Annotated in this window: 13 protein-coding genes; 6 read left to right on the forward strand and 7 right to left on the reverse strand. The window is 56.9% G+C overall.

Features of this window, described 5'->3' with window-relative positions:
* Positions 1–131: 131 nt before the first annotated feature.
* Positions 132–2,225 (forward strand): tetratricopeptide repeat protein, encoded by a 2,094-nt coding sequence (locus RE6C_RS20595; protein ID WP_236618382.1) that lies wholly within the window; start codon positions 132–134, stop codon positions 2,223–2,225.
* 24 nt (positions 2,226–2,249) lie between these two features.
* Here RE6C_RS20595 and RE6C_RS20600 read toward each other — a convergent pair whose 3' ends face one another.
* Genes RE6C_RS20600 through mfd form a run of 4 tightly spaced genes read right to left on the reverse strand, consistent with a single transcriptional unit; the run spans position 2,250 to position 8,696 of the window.
* Positions 2,250–2,867 (reverse strand): amino acid kinase family protein, encoded by a 618-nt coding sequence (locus RE6C_RS20600; RefSeq protein WP_008659682.1) that lies wholly within the window; start codon positions 2,865–2,867, stop codon positions 2,250–2,252.
* On the reverse strand, positions 2,864–3,979 hold the full coding sequence (locus RE6C_RS20605; RefSeq protein WP_039962779.1) for a hydantoinase/oxoprolinase family protein: 1,116 nt from the start codon (positions 3,977–3,979) through the stop codon (positions 2,864–2,866). The genes RE6C_RS20600 and RE6C_RS20605 overlap by 4 nt, the downstream gene beginning before the upstream one ends.
* A complete protein-coding gene (locus tag RE6C_RS20610) occupies positions 3,964–5,256 on the reverse strand; it encodes a PQQ-binding-like beta-propeller repeat protein (RefSeq protein WP_008659685.1) in 1,293 nt (430 codons plus the stop codon). The genes RE6C_RS20605 and RE6C_RS20610 overlap by 16 nt, the downstream gene beginning before the upstream one ends.
* Positions 5,257–5,285: 29 nt before the next feature.
* On the reverse strand, positions 5,286–8,696 hold the full coding sequence (mfd, locus tag RE6C_RS20615) for a transcription-repair coupling factor (RefSeq protein WP_008659686.1): 3,411 nt from the start codon (positions 8,694–8,696) through the stop codon (positions 5,286–5,288).
* 78 nt (positions 8,697–8,774) lie between these two features.
* Between mfd and RE6C_RS20620 the strand changes: the two genes are divergently transcribed.
* From RE6C_RS20620 to RE6C_RS20640, 4 genes are all read left to right on the forward strand, one after another.
* The gene (locus RE6C_RS20620) at positions 8,775–9,815 is read left to right on the forward strand and encodes a Gfo/Idh/MocA family protein (RefSeq protein ID WP_008659687.1); all 1,041 of its coding nucleotides are present in this window, start codon (positions 8,775–8,777) and stop codon (positions 9,813–9,815) included.
* Positions 9,816–9,973: 158 nt separating this feature from the next.
* A complete protein-coding gene (locus RE6C_RS20625) occupies positions 9,974–11,482 on the forward strand; it encodes a sulfatase (RefSeq protein WP_008659688.1) in 1,509 nt (502 codons plus the stop codon).
* A 302-nt stretch (positions 11,483–11,784) separates the two neighbouring features.
* Complete coding sequence (locus tag RE6C_RS20635) at positions 11,785–13,161, forward strand: SGNH/GDSL hydrolase family protein (protein WP_008659691.1); 1,377 nt, start codon at positions 11,785–11,787, stop codon at positions 13,159–13,161.
* 312 nt (positions 13,162–13,473) lie between these two features.
* The gene (locus RE6C_RS20640; RefSeq protein WP_236618385.1) at positions 13,474–16,545 is read left to right on the forward strand and encodes a PVC-type heme-binding CxxCH protein; all 3,072 of its coding nucleotides are present in this window, start codon (positions 13,474–13,476) and stop codon (positions 16,543–16,545) included.
* Between the two features lie 18 nt (positions 16,546–16,563).
* Here the strand turns inward: RE6C_RS20640 and RE6C_RS20645 are convergent, their stop codons facing one another.
* The 3 genes from RE6C_RS20645 to RE6C_RS20655 form a co-directional block, all read right to left on the reverse strand.
* A complete protein-coding gene (locus tag RE6C_RS20645) occupies positions 16,564–16,839 on the reverse strand; it encodes a Sec-independent protein translocase subunit TatA/TatB (protein ID WP_008659693.1) in 276 nt (91 codons plus the stop codon).
* A 1-nt stretch (position 16,840) separates the two neighbouring features.
* Positions 16,841–17,065, reverse strand: a complete 225-nt coding sequence (tatA, locus tag RE6C_RS20650; RefSeq protein WP_236618386.1) for a twin-arginine translocase TatA/TatE family subunit — start codon at positions 17,063–17,065, stop codon at positions 16,841–16,843.
* Between the two features lie 193 nt (positions 17,066–17,258).
* The gene (locus RE6C_RS20655) at positions 17,259–17,546 is read right to left on the reverse strand and encodes a hypothetical protein (RefSeq protein WP_008659696.1); all 288 of its coding nucleotides are present in this window, start codon (positions 17,544–17,546) and stop codon (positions 17,259–17,261) included.
* An 821-nt stretch (positions 17,547–18,367) separates the two neighbouring features.
* Here RE6C_RS20655 and RE6C_RS30740 point away from each other — a divergent pair.
* Positions 18,368–19,183: tyrosine-type recombinase/integrase (locus tag RE6C_RS30740; RefSeq protein WP_201766884.1), on the forward strand; the 816-nt coding region annotated here is incomplete at its 3' end.

The raw sequence follows: 19,183 nt of genomic DNA on the forward strand, positions 1-19,183 counted from the left end.
TCCGCCAGTCCGATGTCCTACAATCACAATCAGTGATTCATCACGAAAGAGACGGGGTATCCAGATGTGTGCCTCCGTCGGCAGAATTCTGTCTCTGAATTTCAACGCAAACCATTTGTACAAGGACTGTCTTGCAATCCACGCCCGTTAACCGAGGAACACTGTTTTGCGGGCTGATGCTCAGCCTTGTATGGGCCGGATGCACGGCGAAAACGCCTCCAGCGGATATCGAGGCTTCTGCGGATCGAGCGACCAACGATTCGAATCCGACGAAGCGAGATTCCGGCCCGGTAGCTTCGACGGAAGCAGAACCCGCAAAATCGGAAACGGCACCCGCCGAAGAGACCCCGGCGGCGATGACGCCGAGCGATGATCGTGGCACGGCGATGTTGCAAGACGCGGTCGGGTCGCAAGCCTGTGTCGCCTGTCATCCCAATCGTGCCGAATCATTTTTCGAGACCACTCACGCGGATTCGTTGCGGTTAGTGGACGCGAAGGACGAACCTGAGTTGAAGTCGTTCTTCCACCAGCCCAGTTCCCAGCGGATGAAGGTCGTCCGGGAAGGAGAACAGATCCGCCATCAATCGTGGCAGGATTTGCCGCAGACCGACTATGTGATGCCGCTGAGCGACTATCCGGTCGATCTGGTGATGGGCAGCGGCACGTTTGCGAAGTCGTACTTGGTCCGCGACGGTGAGGCTCTGTTGCAGGCTCCCTTGTCGCACTACACCGAACGAGGCGAGTACGACATGTCACCCGGGTACGACTCGCCGAATCATTTCGGTTTTTCTCGTCAGGTCACCGACGATTGTTTGTTCTGTCACGCGGGTTCGTTGTCACGCGTGGATGGCAATCGAAACGTTTCTGTTCTGCATGAGTTGGCGATCGGATGCGAGCGTTGTCATGGCGGTGGACAGCAACATGTTGATCTTGCAAATCAATTGGCAGCAAACACGATTGATCTCGATGAGACGCATGATTGGGAAATTGTTCATCCTGAGAAACTTGAACGGGACGCCCTCGAATCGCTTTGTGCGCAATGTCACTTGCAAGGCGACGTCCAGATGTTTGTTCGCGGAGCCGATTCATGGTCGTTTCATCCTGGCCAGGATCTGGCAGGGACACGACTGGTTTACAACGTTGGGCCGCCGGAAAAGGAAGCGGGAACGACCACGTTCGTGGGGCACTTTGGCCAGATGCACGCCAGCGAGTGTTATTTGGGCTCCGAGAGTCTCACATGTGTCACGTGCCACGATCCGCATCAACGAGTCGATCGCTCGAATCGCGAATCCATTCACCGAGAGCACTGTTTGTCTTGTCATGACAACATGGATTGTGGCGAAGAGTTGACCGTGCGTTTGGACACGAACGAGAACTCGTGTCACCAATGCCACATGCCTCGATCTGAGACCGAGGTGCCTCACGTGTCGATCACCGATCACCGGATTGCCGTTCCAAGGCAGCGGACCGAAACAGATGCATCAGGCGAACAGGTCGACGGTGAGCAAGTGACTGAATTGCCGACGGCAGTCGCGTTGCTCGATCGATCCCCAGCTGGTAGTTGGCAACGAGAACTGAACGAATCCACCGCGATTGCGCAGTGGCTTTGGATGGGATCGGACCCCCGTTTCAACAACGTGGTCGTCTTTGAGTTAGCGGCTGATCGATTGCGGTCGGCCATTCAGACTGCCGAAGAATCTGAATTGGACCCGAATGTTGTGAACGTGTCGCTGATCGAAGCCAAAACACGACTGGCGAGTTTGCTGGATCGAATCCTGTTGTTCCCAGAACAGGAACGTGCAGAGTTGGATGCGACGCGTTTGGCAACAGAAAGCCAAACGTTGATGGAATGGGTTCTGTCGAAAGAGAAACAGCCCACTCCAGAAGTCCAGGTCGCACTGGAGAGTTTGGCAAACTTGGCGGCAGCGGAAGATCGGCATCTCGAAGCGTATCAACTCTATCAGCGGTTGGTGAAACTACGCCGGAACCCAGCGGATCATTACAACTTGGGGCTGGCATGTGGGAAATTGCGTCGGTTCGGTGAAGCCGAGCAAGCGTTCATGGAATCCATTCGCATTCAACCGACCTATCCCCTGCCCTACGCTTCGCTGGCTCGTCTGTATCAAACGATCGATCCGCGAACGGCATCGAACTACATGCAACTGTCTCAACGTTTGCGTCTGGTGCAGCAAGGGAGTGCCAATCGCGGAAGTGAAGAACAGTAGCCAGACGAAACGATCGGTGTTCGTTCACGAAGTCGGCTGAACGGGTAGTTGTTCTACTCGCAGTTTTTTTTCGAGCGAAGCCAAGACCTCGCAAGCCGGATCCACGACCCCGTTCGCGACCCAAGCTCGCAAATCGTCCTCCGGGGAAACGGTGCAGGACTTCAACAACACCACTTCATCCGCATCGCATAACAACCCAACCCACATGGCGATGGAGTCCGTTGTGGTGGACCAATTTTCGGGCAGAGGTGCATTCGATGCTGAGTGGTAAACCACGTCGGGCCGCAAAAATTTGATTGGCGCGGACGCTGGCGTTTTCGAATCACTTAGCGGCGCCGAGTAACGCAGCCAGGCGGCTTCCGAATCAAGGATCTCCACCGGAGAAAGTCGAGCGTCAGCTTGAAACGCTTCCGCGAGATGACGCATCGAGTGTTCCAGCATCGTGACGCACAGCCAGTGAACCGCTCGCGGATCGCCCGGTCGCAATCGATCCCATTCACGCACCGCATCGATCATTTGCCCGCCACCAATGATTAAGCAGTCATCGGCGGGCGGTTGGTTGCTGTGCCAATGACAAAAGTCATCCAGCAGATGAGGTCGAGTCAGCAGGCTGCCACCCAGTTTGATCACACGTCGTTTCATCGGACCTCTCGGTGGGTGTCCAACCACAAACGAGCGACCGCAAACGCGGGGGCCGACCGCGAAACTTCGGGCGTCAAGCGATCACGCAAGTCAATTGTGTTGCATCGGTTGGTTCGAGTGATCAGATCCTGTCCGTGTCCGCTGAGCAACAGCGTGATGTTTTCGTCCGCCTGTCCGCTGATCCGTTCGATCCAGCGTTGCAGGCTTTGGTCGATCTGAATTTGAGCGGAAGCGATGATTTGCTGAGACAATGAATCAGCTTGCTCGCTGGAAAGTTCATTTGCATCCAAGCCAACCATCTTCGCCAGTCGCCGATAAGCCGATTGTCTGTCACGAGGTCTTCCGTCGGCGGAGTCCAGGTCTTCGGAGGACTCAGGTTGCTGTCGCAGGATTAGTCTCGCGTCATCGATCGTCGCGAAAAATTCGTTCATGATCGGAACGTCAATGCCATCGATGCGAAGGCTGTCTACGAGCGAACACACCGGCGTTCTTCGACATCCGATGTAGACCAGAGATCCATCACGAAGCCTTTGGTGGTCGGTTTTGGCATCGGTTGAAACGCGTCCGTTCTGAAGCGGAATGATATCGGTTGTGGTGGAACCCACATCGATCAAAATCCCATTGGTGGACACATGGTTCGCCGCCCAAGAAGCCAACGCGTGCCAGTTGGAAGCCGCCAACGCGTCGACCTGCGAAGGGACTGCATCGACGCCAATGAATTTTCCGGCAGCGGAGTAGAACGCGAGCGCGGCACGGCGACTGAACTGTTTCGCCGCTGACTGAACGTGTTCAGCAATGTGCGTCACGCCGTGTTGGCGGTCGGTGAAGCAATCGGCCAGCTCGCCCGTCATCGTGACCGCGATGCCATCGATCGAATCCGCATCGGTTTGCGAATCCGCTAGCAACGATGCCCAGTCCGATCGCAGTTGTTCAGCGAGCGATTCCGGGCGTTTCCACATCGGAAAAAACGATTCCCGGGCGGTCGTTTCCTCCGTTTGCTGGTTGATCAAAACCGACTTCAAGTTGGCACCGCCGACATCGACACCCATTACAAACCTGGGGGATGCGTCTGGCGACGGTGAAGTCGGTTTTGTTGTCAAGGATTCTTCCATCGGTAGGCGGTCAATGAATTCAAAGCCCGAATCAAGATCAACGGCTGGTCTGCTTCGCTAGAGACCGCCAGGTGAGCCCAGCTGTCTTCGGCGACCTCTTGGGTATCCAGTATGTTGAACTCACTGGGATTCGCATCAATCAATCGAAGTTTGCCATCAGCGCTCAGCGAAAGAATACGATTTTCGTTGCGGACCATCGACCAGTATTTGCCAACGGGCGGCGAGGTCCACTGAATGGAACCGTCCGCGACCGACAGGCAAGTGAATCGTTCGTTCTTGAGGTGCAAGTAAACGTGGTCGTCCACCACGACAGGTGAAGACATGTAGCCTTGCGTCTTCTGATTCCAACGCTCGTTGACCGTCCAGTTTTTAGTCGAGTCGCCACGTTGAATGTCAAACAGTTGGCTCTTTCCGCTGTGGGCTGCTGTGAACACGGAGTCGCCAATGGCGAGCGGTGTCAGAATGTTCATGCCGCGAAAGGCTTCGATGGTTTCTCGCCAGAGGACATCGCCGGACTCGAGTGATACGCCGCAAAGTTCTTCGCGAGTCTGAACCAGCAATTGTTCTTGACCCGCGAGCGTCGCGATCGAGGGACTGCTGAACGCGCCGCGGGACATCATGTCCTCGCCGCCCGAAAGAACCGTCCAGAGGACTTCGCCGGATTCCAAGGACAGCTTTGTTAGTCCCGCGCCCACTTGAACGTAGACCGCTCCGTCGTGAATGAGCGGCGAACAGGCCGCACCGAATGGTTGCAAAGCCGAACCGGTCTCTGCTGGGAAATCAATCTTCCAGCGTTCTTCGCCGGTCTCGGTGTCCAGGCAAACCAGGACATCTCGCATGCCCAGCACAACCAAATACCCCGGGACGCACGCCGGAGTGGCTCGAATCCAGTCGCCGTTGGCTGCCGCGAAAAATGGCACGGACATGGAGCCCTCCCATTGGTGTTCCCAACGCAAGTCGCCGGTCGCGATGTCGTAGGCGGTCACTCGCTCGAATTGTTTGTTCACCGTTTCGGTCGTGAACACCAACCCGTCCACCATTACTGGGCCGCTGTAACTCGGGCCGAGAGCAACCGACCAAGCTTTCTCAATGTTTCCTGAGAGACGATCAGGCCAGGTGGTCGATTGAGCGAGCGTGCCGTCTCGATTGGGACCGCGCCACTGGTTCCAGCTGCTCGACTCCAAGCGATTCGGTTCGGCGGAGTGAACGGGCGTCCCGGCAGGGGCAAGACTAAAACAAAAAACCGCCAGCAATAGCCGAGAGACTCGAAGATGCATGTCAGGGTCCGATTATCAGGAGAGAGTGGTTAACCAATCCATAATGCAGCGCGGGCAAGTTGCAGCCACGCTTTGCCTGCCGGATCAGACATGTCGTAGTCCTTGATCGGAATATATGCCTTTTGATGGTCGACGACACGAATGGGAATGGAGGAATTCTTCGCCAGTTGATTCATCCGCGAACGATTGGAGTACTGGATCACGATGAAGCGATCGTTGCTGGTCAGCGAAACCAAACCCCATGAGGCTGCGTCCAGCCGAAGTTCGCAAAGTTCCAGCATGCGAAGTGCAGGCGGCGGTGGCGAACCAAAGCGGTCTTCGAGCTCTTCGCGAAGGGCCCTCACATCCTCCGCTTTTTCGATCCGAGTCATCCGGCGATACAGATCGATCTTGTGCCGTAGGTTGGGCACGTAGTCTTCCGGCAGGTAAGCTTCGATCGGCAAGTCGATGTCCACGTCAGCTGACAACTTGGGCGGCAATTTTTGGGCTTGCCGGACCGCGTCTTCCAGCAGTTGGCAATACATTTCGTAACCCACCGCGGCGATGTGGCCGGATTGTTGACTGCCGAGCAAATTGCCCGCCCCGCGAATTTCGAGGTCTCGCATCGAGATTGCGAAACCGGCGCCCATCTGGGAATACTCTTCGATCGCTCGCAGGCGTTTGCTGGCTTCTGGTGTGAGTCGTTTGTTCGGCGACACGAGCAGGTAGCAGTAGGCTTGATGTTTGTACCGACCTACGCGGCCACGCAATTGGTGCAGATCGCTCAAGCCGTAGCGATTGCCGTCATCGATGAACATGGTATTGGCGTTGGGGATGTCCAGTCCGCTTTCGATGATCGTCGTGGCCAACAACATGTCGAATTTGTGATCGATGAAGTCGACCATGACTTGTTCGAGGGCTCCTTCGACCATCTGACCGTGGCCAATGCCGATTCGAAGCTCGGGAACGATGGCTTTGATTCGAGCGGCCAAGTCATCCATGTCACCGATGCGGTTGTGGACAAAGTACATTTGACCGCCGCGGTTGAGTTCTCGCACGATGGCGGAACGCAGCATCTTGTCGTCCCAACGAGTCACCTTGGTCTCAACTGCCATTCGTTCGGCGGGTGGCGTTTCCAGGTTGCTGATGTCGCGGACGCCGACCAACGCCATGTGCAGCGTTCGCGGGATGGGCGTCGCCGAAAGCGTCAGGACATCGACGTTGCTGTGCCGAGTCTTCAGGCGTTCTTTGACTGCGACGCCGAACCTTTGCTCTTCATCGATGACGACCAAGCCGAGGTTGTTGAAGTCAACGTCTTTGCTGGCGACACGGTGCGTTCCGATGACGATGTCTGCTTTGCCTCGTCGGATTTCCTTGACCGTTTCGCGTTGTTCGGCCGGTGTGCAGAAACGGCTGAGCTTGCGAATTTCGACCGGGAACTCCGCCATCCGTTCGCGGAAGGATTGATAGTGTTGTTCGGCCAAGACGGTTGTCGGGACCAACACCGCGACCTGGTAACCGGACGAGACCGCTTTGAACGCAGCCCGCATGGCGACTTCGGTTTTGCCGAATCCGACATCGCCACAAATCAGCCGGTCCATCGGCCGCGGGGCCTCCATGTCGGCTTTCAGTGCTTCGATCGCTGACAACTGATCGGGAGTTTCCAGGTAAGGGAAACTCGCATCGAACTGACGTTGCCACTCGTTGTCCGGTGACATCGGGATGCCGAGCCGAGTTGCCCGTTTAGCTTGCAGTTCCAGCAACTCGTCGGCCATGTCGGTGACCGCCGCTTCGGCTGCCTTGCGTTGGTTGGTCCAACTGATGCCGCCGATTTTCGCGAGCTTGGGGCGGTTCTTCGTTCCGCCGACGTATCGCTGGACCAATTGAATTCGCGAGGCCGGGACGTGGATCTTGGTCCCGCCGTCGAACTCAATGGTCAAGTGTTCTTGGTGTTGGCCGTTCTTTTCGATCGAGTTCAGGCCTCGGTACAACCCAATGCCGTGCGACAGGTGGATCACCAAGTCGCCGGGTGTGAGCTGCGTGAACGAATCGATCGGTTTGCCGCGAGTCCGTGTCTTCGCGCGACGCACTGGGCTGCGGTGGAACAGTTCGGCGCCGGTGAGCACCAGAATCTCTGCGTCGGTCAAACGGAAACCGCCACTGAGGTCAGCGACCGTCATGTGCAAGCGACCTTGTTTGGCCGCGTCGGTGTCCTCAAGCAACTCGGTCAGTCGTTGTCCATCGGCGGGAGTGTCCCCGACCACGATGACTTCGTGTCCCGCCGCAACCGAGTCGACTTTCGATTTGGTTTCATCCAGCGACGTTGCAAAGCTATCCGCGCTGGCGGTGTGCAAGTCGACGACGTCCGTCGGGGCTCCTTCGGCCAGCGACGTGCCCGTGACGACTTTGTGGCTCTTCAATTCCGAAAGCAGTTCCTTCATTGAAACGAAGCGTTCGGTCTTGGCAACTCGCGCGAGCAAAGCATTCGACGATTGATGACAGTCCGATGGATCGATCACCAACACCACGGTGTCTTCAGGCAAGTAGTCGACGATCGTGGCTTCGGCGCCGACGGTGTCATCGACGACGAGGTCCAGCGGTTCGTCGTTGTTCTCTTCTTCCGCGAAAGGGCTTTTGACGGGCTGGGTTCCGATCGCGGCAAGTTCGACTTTGCTGAGCGTTTCGCTGCTTCGCTGCGTGGCGGCGTCGAATCGGCGGATGGATTCGATTTCGTCGTCGAACCACTCGATTCGAATCGGCTGCGGTTGATCAGGCGAATAGACGTCGAGCAATCCGCCGCGGCTGGCGAATTCACCTGGTACCTGGACCGCAGTCACGGCCGCGAATCCGGCTTCGGCCAACCAACGGCGGATGTCTTCGGGATCGACGATGTCGCCGACCGACAATTCGCGAGTCGCTTTTTCGAGACTGGAAACCGATGGCACTCGTTGGATGGCGGCTCCGATGTAGGAGGTCACGACCAGCGGTTTTGGCGAATGTTGGTCGCGGGCGCGAAGTCGCTGCAGCACTTGCAATCGCGCTGCATAATCGGCGTCGCGGATGGAGCTGCCGGTTCCGTCGCCGGCGGACAGCGGCAACGCGACGACGTCTTCAATCCCGAATGACGAGACATCACCCGCGACAATGTCGGCGTCGACGGCTTGCGGGAGCAGGACCAGCACGTGTGGGTGATGGCGGGTCAGCGTGGCGGCCAGCAAACCTCGGATCCCGCCCCAAACGCCCGAAAACGCCAGCGGAACCGGATCGTTCGACTTCTTCGGCTTCCGTTTTGGCGTCCGCCCCAAGACCTCGCCCAGCCCTACTCTTTCATCCAGGATGGCCGGGACATCGCGAAGGGAGCGCAGCTTCATCGGGGCAGCGTTTTTCGAAGCGGTGGGCACGGCGATGGAACCTGGATGAAATCGGGGTGCAAAACAGCCTCCGGTGACGAAAGCTGCCATGAAAACGTATCTTGATCGTAGTTTTTCGCCTACCTCAGCGATCCCCACCCTGTTTCCTCGCACATAAAGACAAACAACATGAGCATCGGTATTGGCATCGTCGGCGCCGGAATGATCTCCAATTTTCATGCCAAAGCCATCGCGGATTCCACGAATGGGCACTTGGTGGGGTGTTACAACCGCAACACCGAGCGAGCCGAAGAATTCGTGGCCAAGCACGGCGGCCGCGTTTTCAAAACACTGGAGGAAATGCTGGCCGATCCCGAAATCGGTGCCGTTTCCGTCTGCACGCCCAGCGGGGCTCACGCCGAACCAGCGATCCAGGCCGCCGAAGCTGGCAAGCACGTGATGATCGAAAAACCGCTGGAGGTCACTCAGGAACGTTGCGACCAAATCATCGACGCCTGCGAAAAAGCCGGTGTGCAACTGGGCGTTACCTTTCAAAGCCGTTTCCACGAATCTTCGCGGCTGATGAAAAAGGCGATTGAGGAAGGCCGGTTCGGCAAGATCACAATGGGCGACGCCTACGTGAAGTGGTATCGCAGCCAAGAGTATTACGACAGCGGCGCGTGGCGAGGAACTTGGAAACTCGACGGCGGCGGTGCGTTGATGAACCAGGCCATACACTCCGTCGATTTGTTGCTGTGGTTGATGGGCGACGTCAGCGAAGTGTCCGCGATGGCATCGACGATGACTCACGAACGCATCGAAGTGGAAGACATCGTCGTCGCAACGTTGAAGTTCAAAAACGGTGCGTTGGGCGTCATCGAAGCCACCACGACGACCTATCCCGGGGCGCTGAAGCGAATCGAGATCGGCGGCAGCGAAGGCAGCGCGATCCTGGAAGAAGAAGACCTGACCCAGTGGGAATTCGCCAACGAAACCGAAGAAGACGAAGCCATCCGAAAACGCATGGCTGGGATGACCGAAACGGGCGGCGGTGCCAGCGACCCGTCCGCGATCGGTCACCACGGTCACACCGCCGTCTTCAACGATTTTCTTGATGCGATCACCGAAGGACACAGCCCGCAAATCAATGGCACCGAAGGCCGGCGAAGTGTGGCGTTGATCAACGCGATTTACGAAAGTGCACGCACGGGCAAGACGGTGCAGCTATAACGGTAGGGGAGCGTACGACGGACTTCCGAGTCCGTCGGTGCCAATGACTTTTTGACGGACTTGGAAGTCCGGCGTACGCAAAGTCGATGGCTGAATGATGCACTGGAGCATGTTCCGCTTCTCCCCACCCACATCCCACCCTGCCCCACCCCAGCCAAATGAACAAGCTTTTTGTTTGGAGCGTCGTCCTTGCGTCGACGCTGTTTGCCTCTGTGTCCTTTGCTCAGGAGTCATCCGGTCGTCCCAATGTCTTGATGATTTGCATCGACGACTTGAACGACTGGGTGGAACCGCTGGGCGGGCATCCTCAAGTCCAGACGCCGGCGATGCAGGCGTTGGCCGAACGTGGCATGACGTTCACCAACGCTCATTGCCAATCGCCGCTGTGCAATTCTTCGCGAACCAGTTTGATGCTCTCGCTGCGTCCTTCGACGACGGGCATCTACGGCTTGGCCCCCTGGTTTCGTAATTTGCCAGAATGGAAAGATCGAGTCGCGTTGCCTCAACACTTCAAAGCTCATGGGTACCGAACGTACTCCGCGGGCAAGGTTTATCACGGTCGCTACGGCCGTGATAAAACCGAATTCGATGAGATTGGTCCGCCCGGAGTCGCCGGTGTGAAGCCGCCCGAGAAGCTGATTCCGATGACACCGGTCGGCGATCATCCGCTGATGGACTGGGGCGTGTTCGATCACCGCGATGAGGACAAAGGCGACTACATCGTGGCTGACTGGGTGACAGAAAAGCTCAGCGCGATGCCCGACGACGAGCCGTTCTTCATGAGCTGTGGTTTCTTCCTGCCACACGTTCCCTGTCACGTCACGCCGAAGTGGTGGGAACTTTACGACGATGAAACGTTGCAGTTGCCACCTTATCGAAGCGACGACCGGCTCGATTGCTCCCCCTTCAGTTGGTACCTGCACTGGGAATTGCCCGAGCCTCGCATGAGTTGGTTGGAAGCTCACGACCAACAGAAGAACTTGGTGCATTCCTATTTGGCCTGCATCAGTTTTGTCGACAGCCAAGTCGGCCGCGTGCTTGCCGCACTCGAAGAATCGCCTCACCGCGACAACACAATTATCTGTTTGTGGAGCGACCATGGATGGCACTTGGGCGAAAAGAATGTCACGGGAAAAAACACGCTGTGGGAACGGTCGACCCACGTGCCGTTGATCTTCGCGGGACCCGGGATCGCTCATGGACAAACGCAGTCGCCAGCGGAATTGTTGGATATCTATCCCACGCTTGCGGAATTGACCGGATTGCCCGCCCCGAAGGATGTCGAAGGCCTGAGTTTGGTCGCGCAGATTCAATCACCCAGTCAAATTCGCCAAACGCCAGCGATCACCGATCACAACCCCGGCAACCAAGGCATCAAGGGCGAACGGTATCGTTTGATTCGCTACGCCGATGGCAGCGAAGAACTCTATGACGTCATCAACGATCCAAACGAATTCGAGAACTTGATTGGGCACGCCGAGCATGCGGATGCTGCTCAACGACTGAGACAGTTTGTGCGTTCGGATCCTGCACCTCTGGCAAAGAACAGCCAGCATCGCGTTCTAGAAAAGAAGGCCGATGGTTGGTACTGGGAACACAAGAAGATCGACCCCAGCAACCCACCCATGAGCATCGCCCCTAATCAACCGTCCGATTTGAGTCCATGAGACAAGAGAGGGCGATCCATTCCGTTGATTGTCCACGACACAAACTTTTTGGCCAAAGGCCATTGTTATCATAGCCATGAGCGCCGCCCATGGTTGAGCCAACCGGCTCCGATCGATTTGGCCAACGGCCATATTCAACCCAAAACCAAACGCATTGAATTTGGCCGTTGGCCAAAGGAGTCAATGTTTTCCCCGGTTCCTGGGACGTCGTCCCAGGCTACGTTGAAAAAGGCCTTTGGCCATCGATGACGCCACCTCGCCTCCCCCATTTCAATCTCAATATCGTCATCAAGAGCCCCACCATGCCCACAACAATCTTGCGAAGCATTGGTTTGCTTGTCGCGTTTTCTGTCTTCGCCACAACAACATCAGCCGAAGACAGCTCGCTGCCCAAGTTCCCCGAGTCCGGCCCGTACCAGTACGAACCCAAACCGGACGATCCAGAGTTCGGCAAGTTCTTCCCGGCCAAGGCTCCTGAAATCGGACCGCTGTTGCTGACCAAGGGCGACCGTTTGGTGATCATCGGAGATTCGATCACCGAGCAAAAAATGTATTCGCGGATGATCGAGACTTACTTGACCGCGTGCATGCCGCACCTGGAAATTGAAACACGACAACTTGGATGGAGCGGCGAAACCGCGGCAGGATTCCTCCGCCGAATGGATTCCGATTGCTTGCGTTTCGAGCCCACCATCGCGACGCTCTGCTACGGGATGAACGACGCTCGGTATCGCGCCTACGACGTCAACAACGGACATTGGTACAAGGACAATTACCAACACATCGTTCGGCGGTTGAAAGAAGCCGGCGCCAAAGTCGTTTTGGGATCGCCTGGTTGTGCCGGGAAAATCGCGACCTGGGTGAAGGCTCCTGCGTGCACGTTGGACGAACACAACCTGAACCTGTGCACCCTGCGTGACTTGGGGATCGAAATCGCAAAAGAAGAAAACGTCGCGTTCGCGGATTTGTTCTGGCCAATGTATGTCGCTCAAATCACCGCGGCCAAAAAGTATGGCACCGATGACAAACCCTATCAGGTGACCGGCAACGACGGGATTCATCCGCCCTGGGCTGGCCAAGTCATCATGGCTCATGGCTTTCTTAAATCGATGGGGATCCGTGAGCCCATCGCGAATTTGAAGGTGGACTTGGCAGCGACGTCCGCTGAGGGCGGCGATCATCATTCGCTTGTTGAAATCAAATCCGATGATTCGTCGTACCAAGTGACTTTTCAAAGCGATCGTTATCCGTTCTGTGCGACCGGAAAGGCTGACGATGAAAACAGCATCCGTTCAGGGATGACGTTGGTTCCGTTCAATGAAGATCTGAATCAGTTTTTGCTGACCGTCAGCGGTTTGGAAACCGACAAGGCAAGTGTCCGTTGGGGAGAACACAGCCAAGAGTTCACGAAGGATGAATTGGCCGAAGGAGTGAACTTGGCAGAACACTTCGAAGTCAATCCGTTCAGCCAAGCGTTTCAAGCGATCGACCAAGCGGTGGCCGCCAAACAGGCGTTTGAAACGATCCAGATCAAGAAAATCTTCCATGGCGAAGAAGGCAAAAAGGATCTGGAGGCCGCGGTCAAAAGCACCGAAGCCAAGCGAGCCAAGTTGGTCCAGGCGATTCAAGATGCAATCGTCCCAGTCACTCACACGGTCGTGATCACGCCAGTGAAATAGAAGTTGGGCGAACCAGGTCGGTAGGAATGATTGTGAGCTATCCCATGAGCCGTTTGGGCGTTCGCGTGGACTGCTAAACGTTTGGTGTTGAAACGGAAAATGCGTCGTTGGTTTTTTGTTCTGTCCTATGCCCGAACGCGGCAGCTCTAAGACAGCCCCAGGCATCGCCTGGGGTATCTTTGACACTTTGATACCCCGATGAGTCGATCCATGCTGATGAGCCGACGTATGATTGTGAACTCAATGCGAAACCCGTGGTTGTTTGTTGTTGCTCTTTGGTGTGCGACCGGATGGGGTTGGGGGAACATCGCAGTGTCCCAGGATTCTCCGGCGGGCAATGAGGAAGTTGCCCGTGTGATGCGGGAGTTTGAAGGCCGAGGCGACCTTGGAGATGGTTCCGAACCCGCGACGCCCGCCGAAACGATTGCTCGTTTGAAGGTTCCCGATGACTTGCAGATGGAATTGGTCGCGGGAGAACCAGACGTGACTCAGCCGATCCACATCAGCTTTGATTTCAAAGGCCGAATGTGGGTGGTGCAGTATCGCCAGTACCCGTTCCCCGCGGGACTGAAGGTGGTTCGCTACGATCAGCACTTGCGAGCCGTGTTCGACAAAATGCCGGTTGCTCCGCCGAACCATGTCGCTGGGGCGGACAGTGTGACGGTGTGGGAAGACACCAACGGCGATGGGGCGTATGACTCGCATCGAGATGTCATCCAAGGCCTGAGCATCGCCACCAGTGTCGCGGTCAGCACGTCGGGGATTTGGGTGATGAACCCGCCGTACTTGCTGCACTATCCCGATGCCGATCAAGACGCACTGGTCGATGGCGACCCGACCGTTCATCTGACGGGCTTTGGTTTGGAAGACACCCACGCGGTCGCCAACAGTTTGAGACTTGGTCCCGACGGATGGCTGTACGGTGCCAACGGCAGCACCACGACCGCCTCTATTCGTGCTCCCTTGTCGGACCAACCGGACCGAGCGACCTCGTTCCAGGGGCAATGTATTTGGCGGTACCACCCGGAATCGCATCGGTTTGAAATCTTTGCCGAAGGAGGTGGCAACACCTTTGGATTGGAAATCGAAGAGAGCGGCCTCACGTTTTCAGGAACCAATCACGGCAGCACGCGTGGCATGTTCTATCCACAAGGCAGTTATGGCACAAAGTCGTGGGGCAAGCATGGTCCGCTGACCAACCCGCATGCTTATGGTTTCTTTCAACATATGCGATTCGAAGGTGATCGCCGGCGGTTCACGCAAGCGTTGGTGGTTTACCAAGACAACGTGCTGCCGCCGCGATATCGTGGTCAATCGATCGCCATCAACCCGTTGCAGCGATGTGTGATCAGCAGTGAATTGACCGAGGACACGTCGACGTTTCGAACAAGTGATTTCGAAACCACCGTCGAGACAGACGACCGCTGGTTTCGGCCCGTTGCGATCGCGGTTGGGCCCGACGGAGCGGTCTATTTCGCGGATTGGTACGACACGCGTTTGACGCACGTTGACCCGCGAGACAACTGGCACAAAACCAGCGGCCGAATCTATCGGTTGACCGCCAAGGAGCTTTCGTCGTCTTCGAAATGGAACAAGTTGCTTCCATCGCGAACTCGATTTGATTTGTTCGCGATGACGGACGATCAGTTGCTGAATTTGCTGGCACATCCCAGTCGCACGATTCGGTTCCTGACGTTGGAGACCATCGTAGCTCGGATCGAGGAATCCCAGGCTCTGCAGGACTCGCTGGCTGGAATCTTGAATGATGAGATGGACGAGCGGCGGTTGCTGGCTCTGTGGGCACTGCAACGCGGAAGTGTTCTCAGCGACGAGGCGTTGACCCATTGCATGCTGTCCTCCGAGCCCGACTCCAACCTTCGCCGCTGGGCCATTCGATTGCTTGGCGACGAACGGTCCGTGACGGGCGATCAACACAACGCTTTGATCGAACTGGCGAAGCACGAGGACGACGTGCACGTCCGGTCGCAGTTGGCTTCCACCGCGGCACGTTTGGATGCCGAGCCCGCGTTGCCGATCCTTCGTGAGATGATGCTGCGGGATGCGGACCAAGATGACTTGCATCTGCCGCTTTTGATTTGGTGGGGCGTGGAAGCTCACTGTGAAGAACACGCAGACGCCGTTGCAGCATTGTTTCAAGACGAGCGACTATGGAAGAGCCGGTTGGTCCGTGAGACGATCTTGAATCGATTGATGCGGCGTTTCGCGGCGGAAGGTTCCCCGGAAAGCTATCGGGTCGGTGCGAGGTTGTTGGCCATGGCACCCACTGACGATGCCAAGGCGATCCTGATTCAAGGGTTTGAAGAAGCCTTTGTGGGGCGGAAAGTCGAGGTGTTGCCGGAAGCCTTGCGGGAACAGCTCGCTGTCTTCCGCGAGTCACGTCCGGGATCGGATTTGCCGCTGCGTTTGCGTCAGGGCGATGCCGCAGCGATTAAGCAAGCGTTGCAGTTGATCGAGCAGTCCGCGACTCCGATCCGCACCAAGGTCGCCTTGATTGAAACGCTCGGTGAGATCCAAGACGAAAAGGCTCTCGCGGTCCTGCGGCGACGACTTCAGGGCGATCCATCTGACGCGGTCAAGTTGGCCGCCCTGCAAGCTCTTTCGCGTTTCCCCGGTGAAGCGATTGGTTCATGGATCGCATCGGCGTATCAATCTTCGATGGATGACGCCGGCAACTTAAGAGAGACGGCGATTCGGGTTCTCTCAAGTCGCGAACCATGGGCGTCGGTGTTGTTGGATGAAATCGACGCGGCCAAGATCAACGCCGAGCGAGTTCCCGCGGATGTGGTCGTTCAAATGCAGGCCTTCGAGAACCCCGCCCTGCGCGAACGAGTCGCGAGGCACTGGGGAGTTGTGCGAGCCACTCCCGCCGAAAAGCAAAACCAGATCCAAGCGTTGCAAGCTCTCGTTCGGTCGACGACGCAATCAGATCTCAGTCATGGCAAGGTCTTGTTCACCAAACATTGCGGCACCTGTCACCGATTGTTTGGCGAAGGTGGCAAAGTGGGGCCGGATCTGACGGGATACGAACGGTCCAACCTGGATTTTCTATCGTTGGCCATCATCGATCCGTCGGCGGCAATCCGAGAAGAGTTCACCAACTACCGATTGCTGACGACAGACGGTCAGGTCCTGAGCGGTTTGCTAGAGAATCAAACACCCGACACGGTGACCATCCGAACGGCGGAGGGCAATGCGGTGCGAGTCAACCAGGATGACATCGAGACTCTGCAAGCGTCGCCGGTTTCGCTGATGCCAGAAAACATCCTCGATGCGTTGTCGCCCGAGGATGTGGGTGATTTGCTGGCGTACCTGCAGCAACCGGTTCGAATTCAGTTGGCTCCCGACGCAACGAATGCGAACTGATGTTCGTGCGAGAACGCATCACTCCGGGGGAGTGAACTTGGGCGCCGAAGGTTCATCGGGTTCCTCTTCTTCGTCGTCATACGACGTGGATTTGGCGGGCGGTGTGTCCATCGACATCGCCCGGCTCGCTTCGTCTTGAACCTGCCGGAACTGCTGCTGAACATCCTGCAGGCTGCGTCGGAATTGGCTGTACGTCGAGCCAAATTTCCTCGCCACTTCCGGCAGGTTGCCACCAAAGAGGACCACCGCGATCACTCCGATCACGGCCAGTTCAAATGGGCTGAGACCAAACATCTCAGGCCTTCTCGTCGGTGCGATCCGTTGCTTCGTCTTCGTCGTCGCCTGACTCGGCCATGCCCCGTTTGAATTCGTTGGCACTGCGTCCCAGGTTTCGCATTAACGATGGCAATTTGGCGCCACCGAACAGAACCAAGCAGATCACCAACACGATCAGCATTTCAGGCAGGCCGGGGAAGCCAAACGCCAAAAACATTCCGGTCGCCATCGAACTCACAGTCATCAACATTCCATCTATCCCGCTAAACAAAGTGGTGTGCGATTCATGCCAACGCGACATGCATCGGGGCCGACCATCTCACGACATTCTGCGCTGGCGCCGTCTCGTTAACCCGATTCCAACGTTGGATCCGGTCAAACGAACGCAGTTTCACCTCCAAGGGGTGGGGTGACAGCCATCGAATGCAATGAAACGATCATTCGGCGTCGGCGAAAGCGGGTAGGTCATTCGCGGGTGCGTCAGCAAAAACCGTGTGTTGCACACGATCGAATTGCTGAGCCCGTTCGAATACCTCCGGACCGAAGCAACGGACGTCGTTTCCAAGTCCGTCGCAATATTCTAGCCGCAGACGTCTGAATGTCAAAGCCGGCTGGATCGCGTCGCCGCACCAGCCACGGCGATTGCCCATTCGGGCTGAGCTCTCCAAATGGACGGGCGAACGCAGCAGAATCGCGAGCGGTTGAGTCGCTTGCAAAACGCACATGCGGCATACTTCGGTGGGCTGAGGTCGGGCGGCCCGATGATGCGGGGATTTTTGCTGCTTTTGCGCACCGCACCTCTCCCGAAACGAAGTTTTGGGAGAGCGATCTACTGGGGCGAGCGACGCCGTTCAGGCATACGCGAGGGTGAGGGGCTGGCATGGGAAACGGTTCGCACTCCCCCTCCCGCTGCGGCTTGTCGATCGAGTCGCCAACGCGGTTTCAACGCATGTAGGATGTGCGCTCTTGCCTTTTTATACCCCACATCTCGAAACACCAAAGATTAGTGTCCGATCAGAGTGGATTAGTGTTCCACCAGAGCGGTCAAGGGAACACTAATCGCCGCTAATCAAACACTAATGATTCCTCGGCAAGGGATGTTTGGTCTCAAACCGCTTGTATTCCCAACGCAAGCGGCTCTCAAAAGATGTGGGGTACAAAAAGGCGCTCTTGCCCGTCCAAGCGGCGGATGTCGGCCAAGAGTGGCCAACCGACAGCAAGATCTACTCGCCCGCCGCCAACGTGCGAGGTTCGCAAGACGTCACTAACGCAGCACTTCAAAACGGCACGACCTCTGCTCCGGGAGGGGCGTCCCGCTTCGGGCCGGGAGTGCGGGCATGGGATCGAACGTCTCAGCCGTCTCTCGATCACGTTCTAGTCGTCAGCATTCTGTTGTCGATTCAGCAACAGATCTGGCCTTTGGAGACTGTCCGGCCATTCGTTGTTCCGAAAAGTACCCGGATTGAAACGGATTCGCATTGTTTGTCACGCTTGGCTCGCTGAACGTTTGCGAAACGTGTCTTCGCCTTATTTGCTGGAGCAGCTCATGTCTCGTCTTGTCGCACCGGATGCACCGCGTTTCTACTCCAACGGCCAACCGTGGCGAAACGCTCGCGGCCGAGACGCCCCGCGACACGCTGTGGAGACGGAATTCAAAGCGGAGCATGCCGTCGTCGACCTCTCGACTCAGCCGCCCAAGCCGTTGGTTGTTAAATGTCTGGTCCGCGAGTTGCGGATCCGATTTTACTCCGTCAACACCATCAAAAACTATCGCTCCGCTTGGGTCTGCTTCCTTCGCTGGTACCGAGGACCGCTGGACCTGATCGACCAAGAAGATATTCGGGAGTACTTGGAACTGCTGGTCAATGGCGGCGCGTCGGCGTCGGAGGTCAGCGTCACTTTGTCGGCACTGCGAACCGGCCTGGACAAATTCTGTTTGTTGCGTTGCACGGTTGGACTGGTGTCCCCGCGAAAGCCAAAGCGATTGCCTGTCGTGATGTCCAAGAAAGAGGTCCAGCGGATGATGGAGGCCGCTCGCACGTTGCGTGACAAGTTGCTTCTCACCGTGCTGTATGCAACCGGTTTGCGAGTCTCGGAGGTCTCCCGTTTGCAGTGGTCGGACTTCGATTTCGATCGCCAACAAATTCGGGTTCAACTTGGCAAAGGCAAAAAGGATCGCTATGTCATGTTGGCCGACGATTTGTTGCCGCTGATGCGGCAGTTGTGGCGGCGCACCCAAGGCGTTGGCTACCTGCTTCCTTCCGAAGACGGGCGTGTCGGCCGGCATCTTTCTCCGCGGACGATCCAACGTGCGGTCAAGCAGGCTCGGATTCTGTCGGGAATTGGCAAGGCGGTCACGCCA

This window comes from Rhodopirellula europaea 6C (genome assembly GCF_000338295.1).
Lineage (GTDB): Bacteria > Planctomycetota > Planctomycetia > Pirellulales > Pirellulaceae > Rhodopirellula > Rhodopirellula europaea.

Bases quoted from the DNA above. Each gene is read 5' to 3' on its own strand.
- RE6C_RS20600 (WP_008659682.1), bottom strand. From the start codon at position 2,867: ATGAAACGACGTGTGATCAAACTGGGTGGCAGCCTGCTGACTCGACCT.
- RE6C_RS20605 (WP_039962779.1), bottom strand. From the start codon at position 3,979: ATGGAAGAATCCTTGACAACAAAACCGACTTCACCGTCGCCAGACGCA.
- RE6C_RS20610 (WP_008659685.1), bottom strand. From the start codon at position 5,256: ATGCATCTTCGAGTCTCTCGGCTATTGCTGGCGGTTTTTTGTTTTAGT.
- mfd (WP_008659686.1), bottom strand. From the start codon at position 8,696: ATGGCAGCTTTCGTCACCGGAGGCTGTTTTGCACCCCGATTTCATCCA.
- RE6C_RS20620 (WP_008659687.1), top strand. From the start codon at position 8,775: ATGAGCATCGGTATTGGCATCGTCGGCGCCGGAATGATCTCCAATTTT.
- RE6C_RS20625 (WP_008659688.1), top strand. From the start codon at position 9,974: ATGAACAAGCTTTTTGTTTGGAGCGTCGTCCTTGCGTCGACGCTGTTT.
- RE6C_RS20635 (WP_008659691.1), top strand. From the start codon at position 11,785: ATGCCCACAACAATCTTGCGAAGCATTGGTTTGCTTGTCGCGTTTTCT.
- RE6C_RS20645 (WP_008659693.1), bottom strand. From the start codon at position 16,839: ATGTTTGGTCTCAGCCCATTTGAACTGGCCGTGATCGGAGTGATCGCG.
- tatA (WP_236618386.1), bottom strand. From the start codon at position 17,065: ATGACTGTGAGTTCGATGGCGACCGGAATGTTTTTGGCGTTTGGCTTC.
- RE6C_RS20655 (WP_008659696.1), bottom strand. From the start codon at position 17,546: ATGTGCGTTTTGCAAGCGACTCAACCGCTCGCGATTCTGCTGCGTTCG.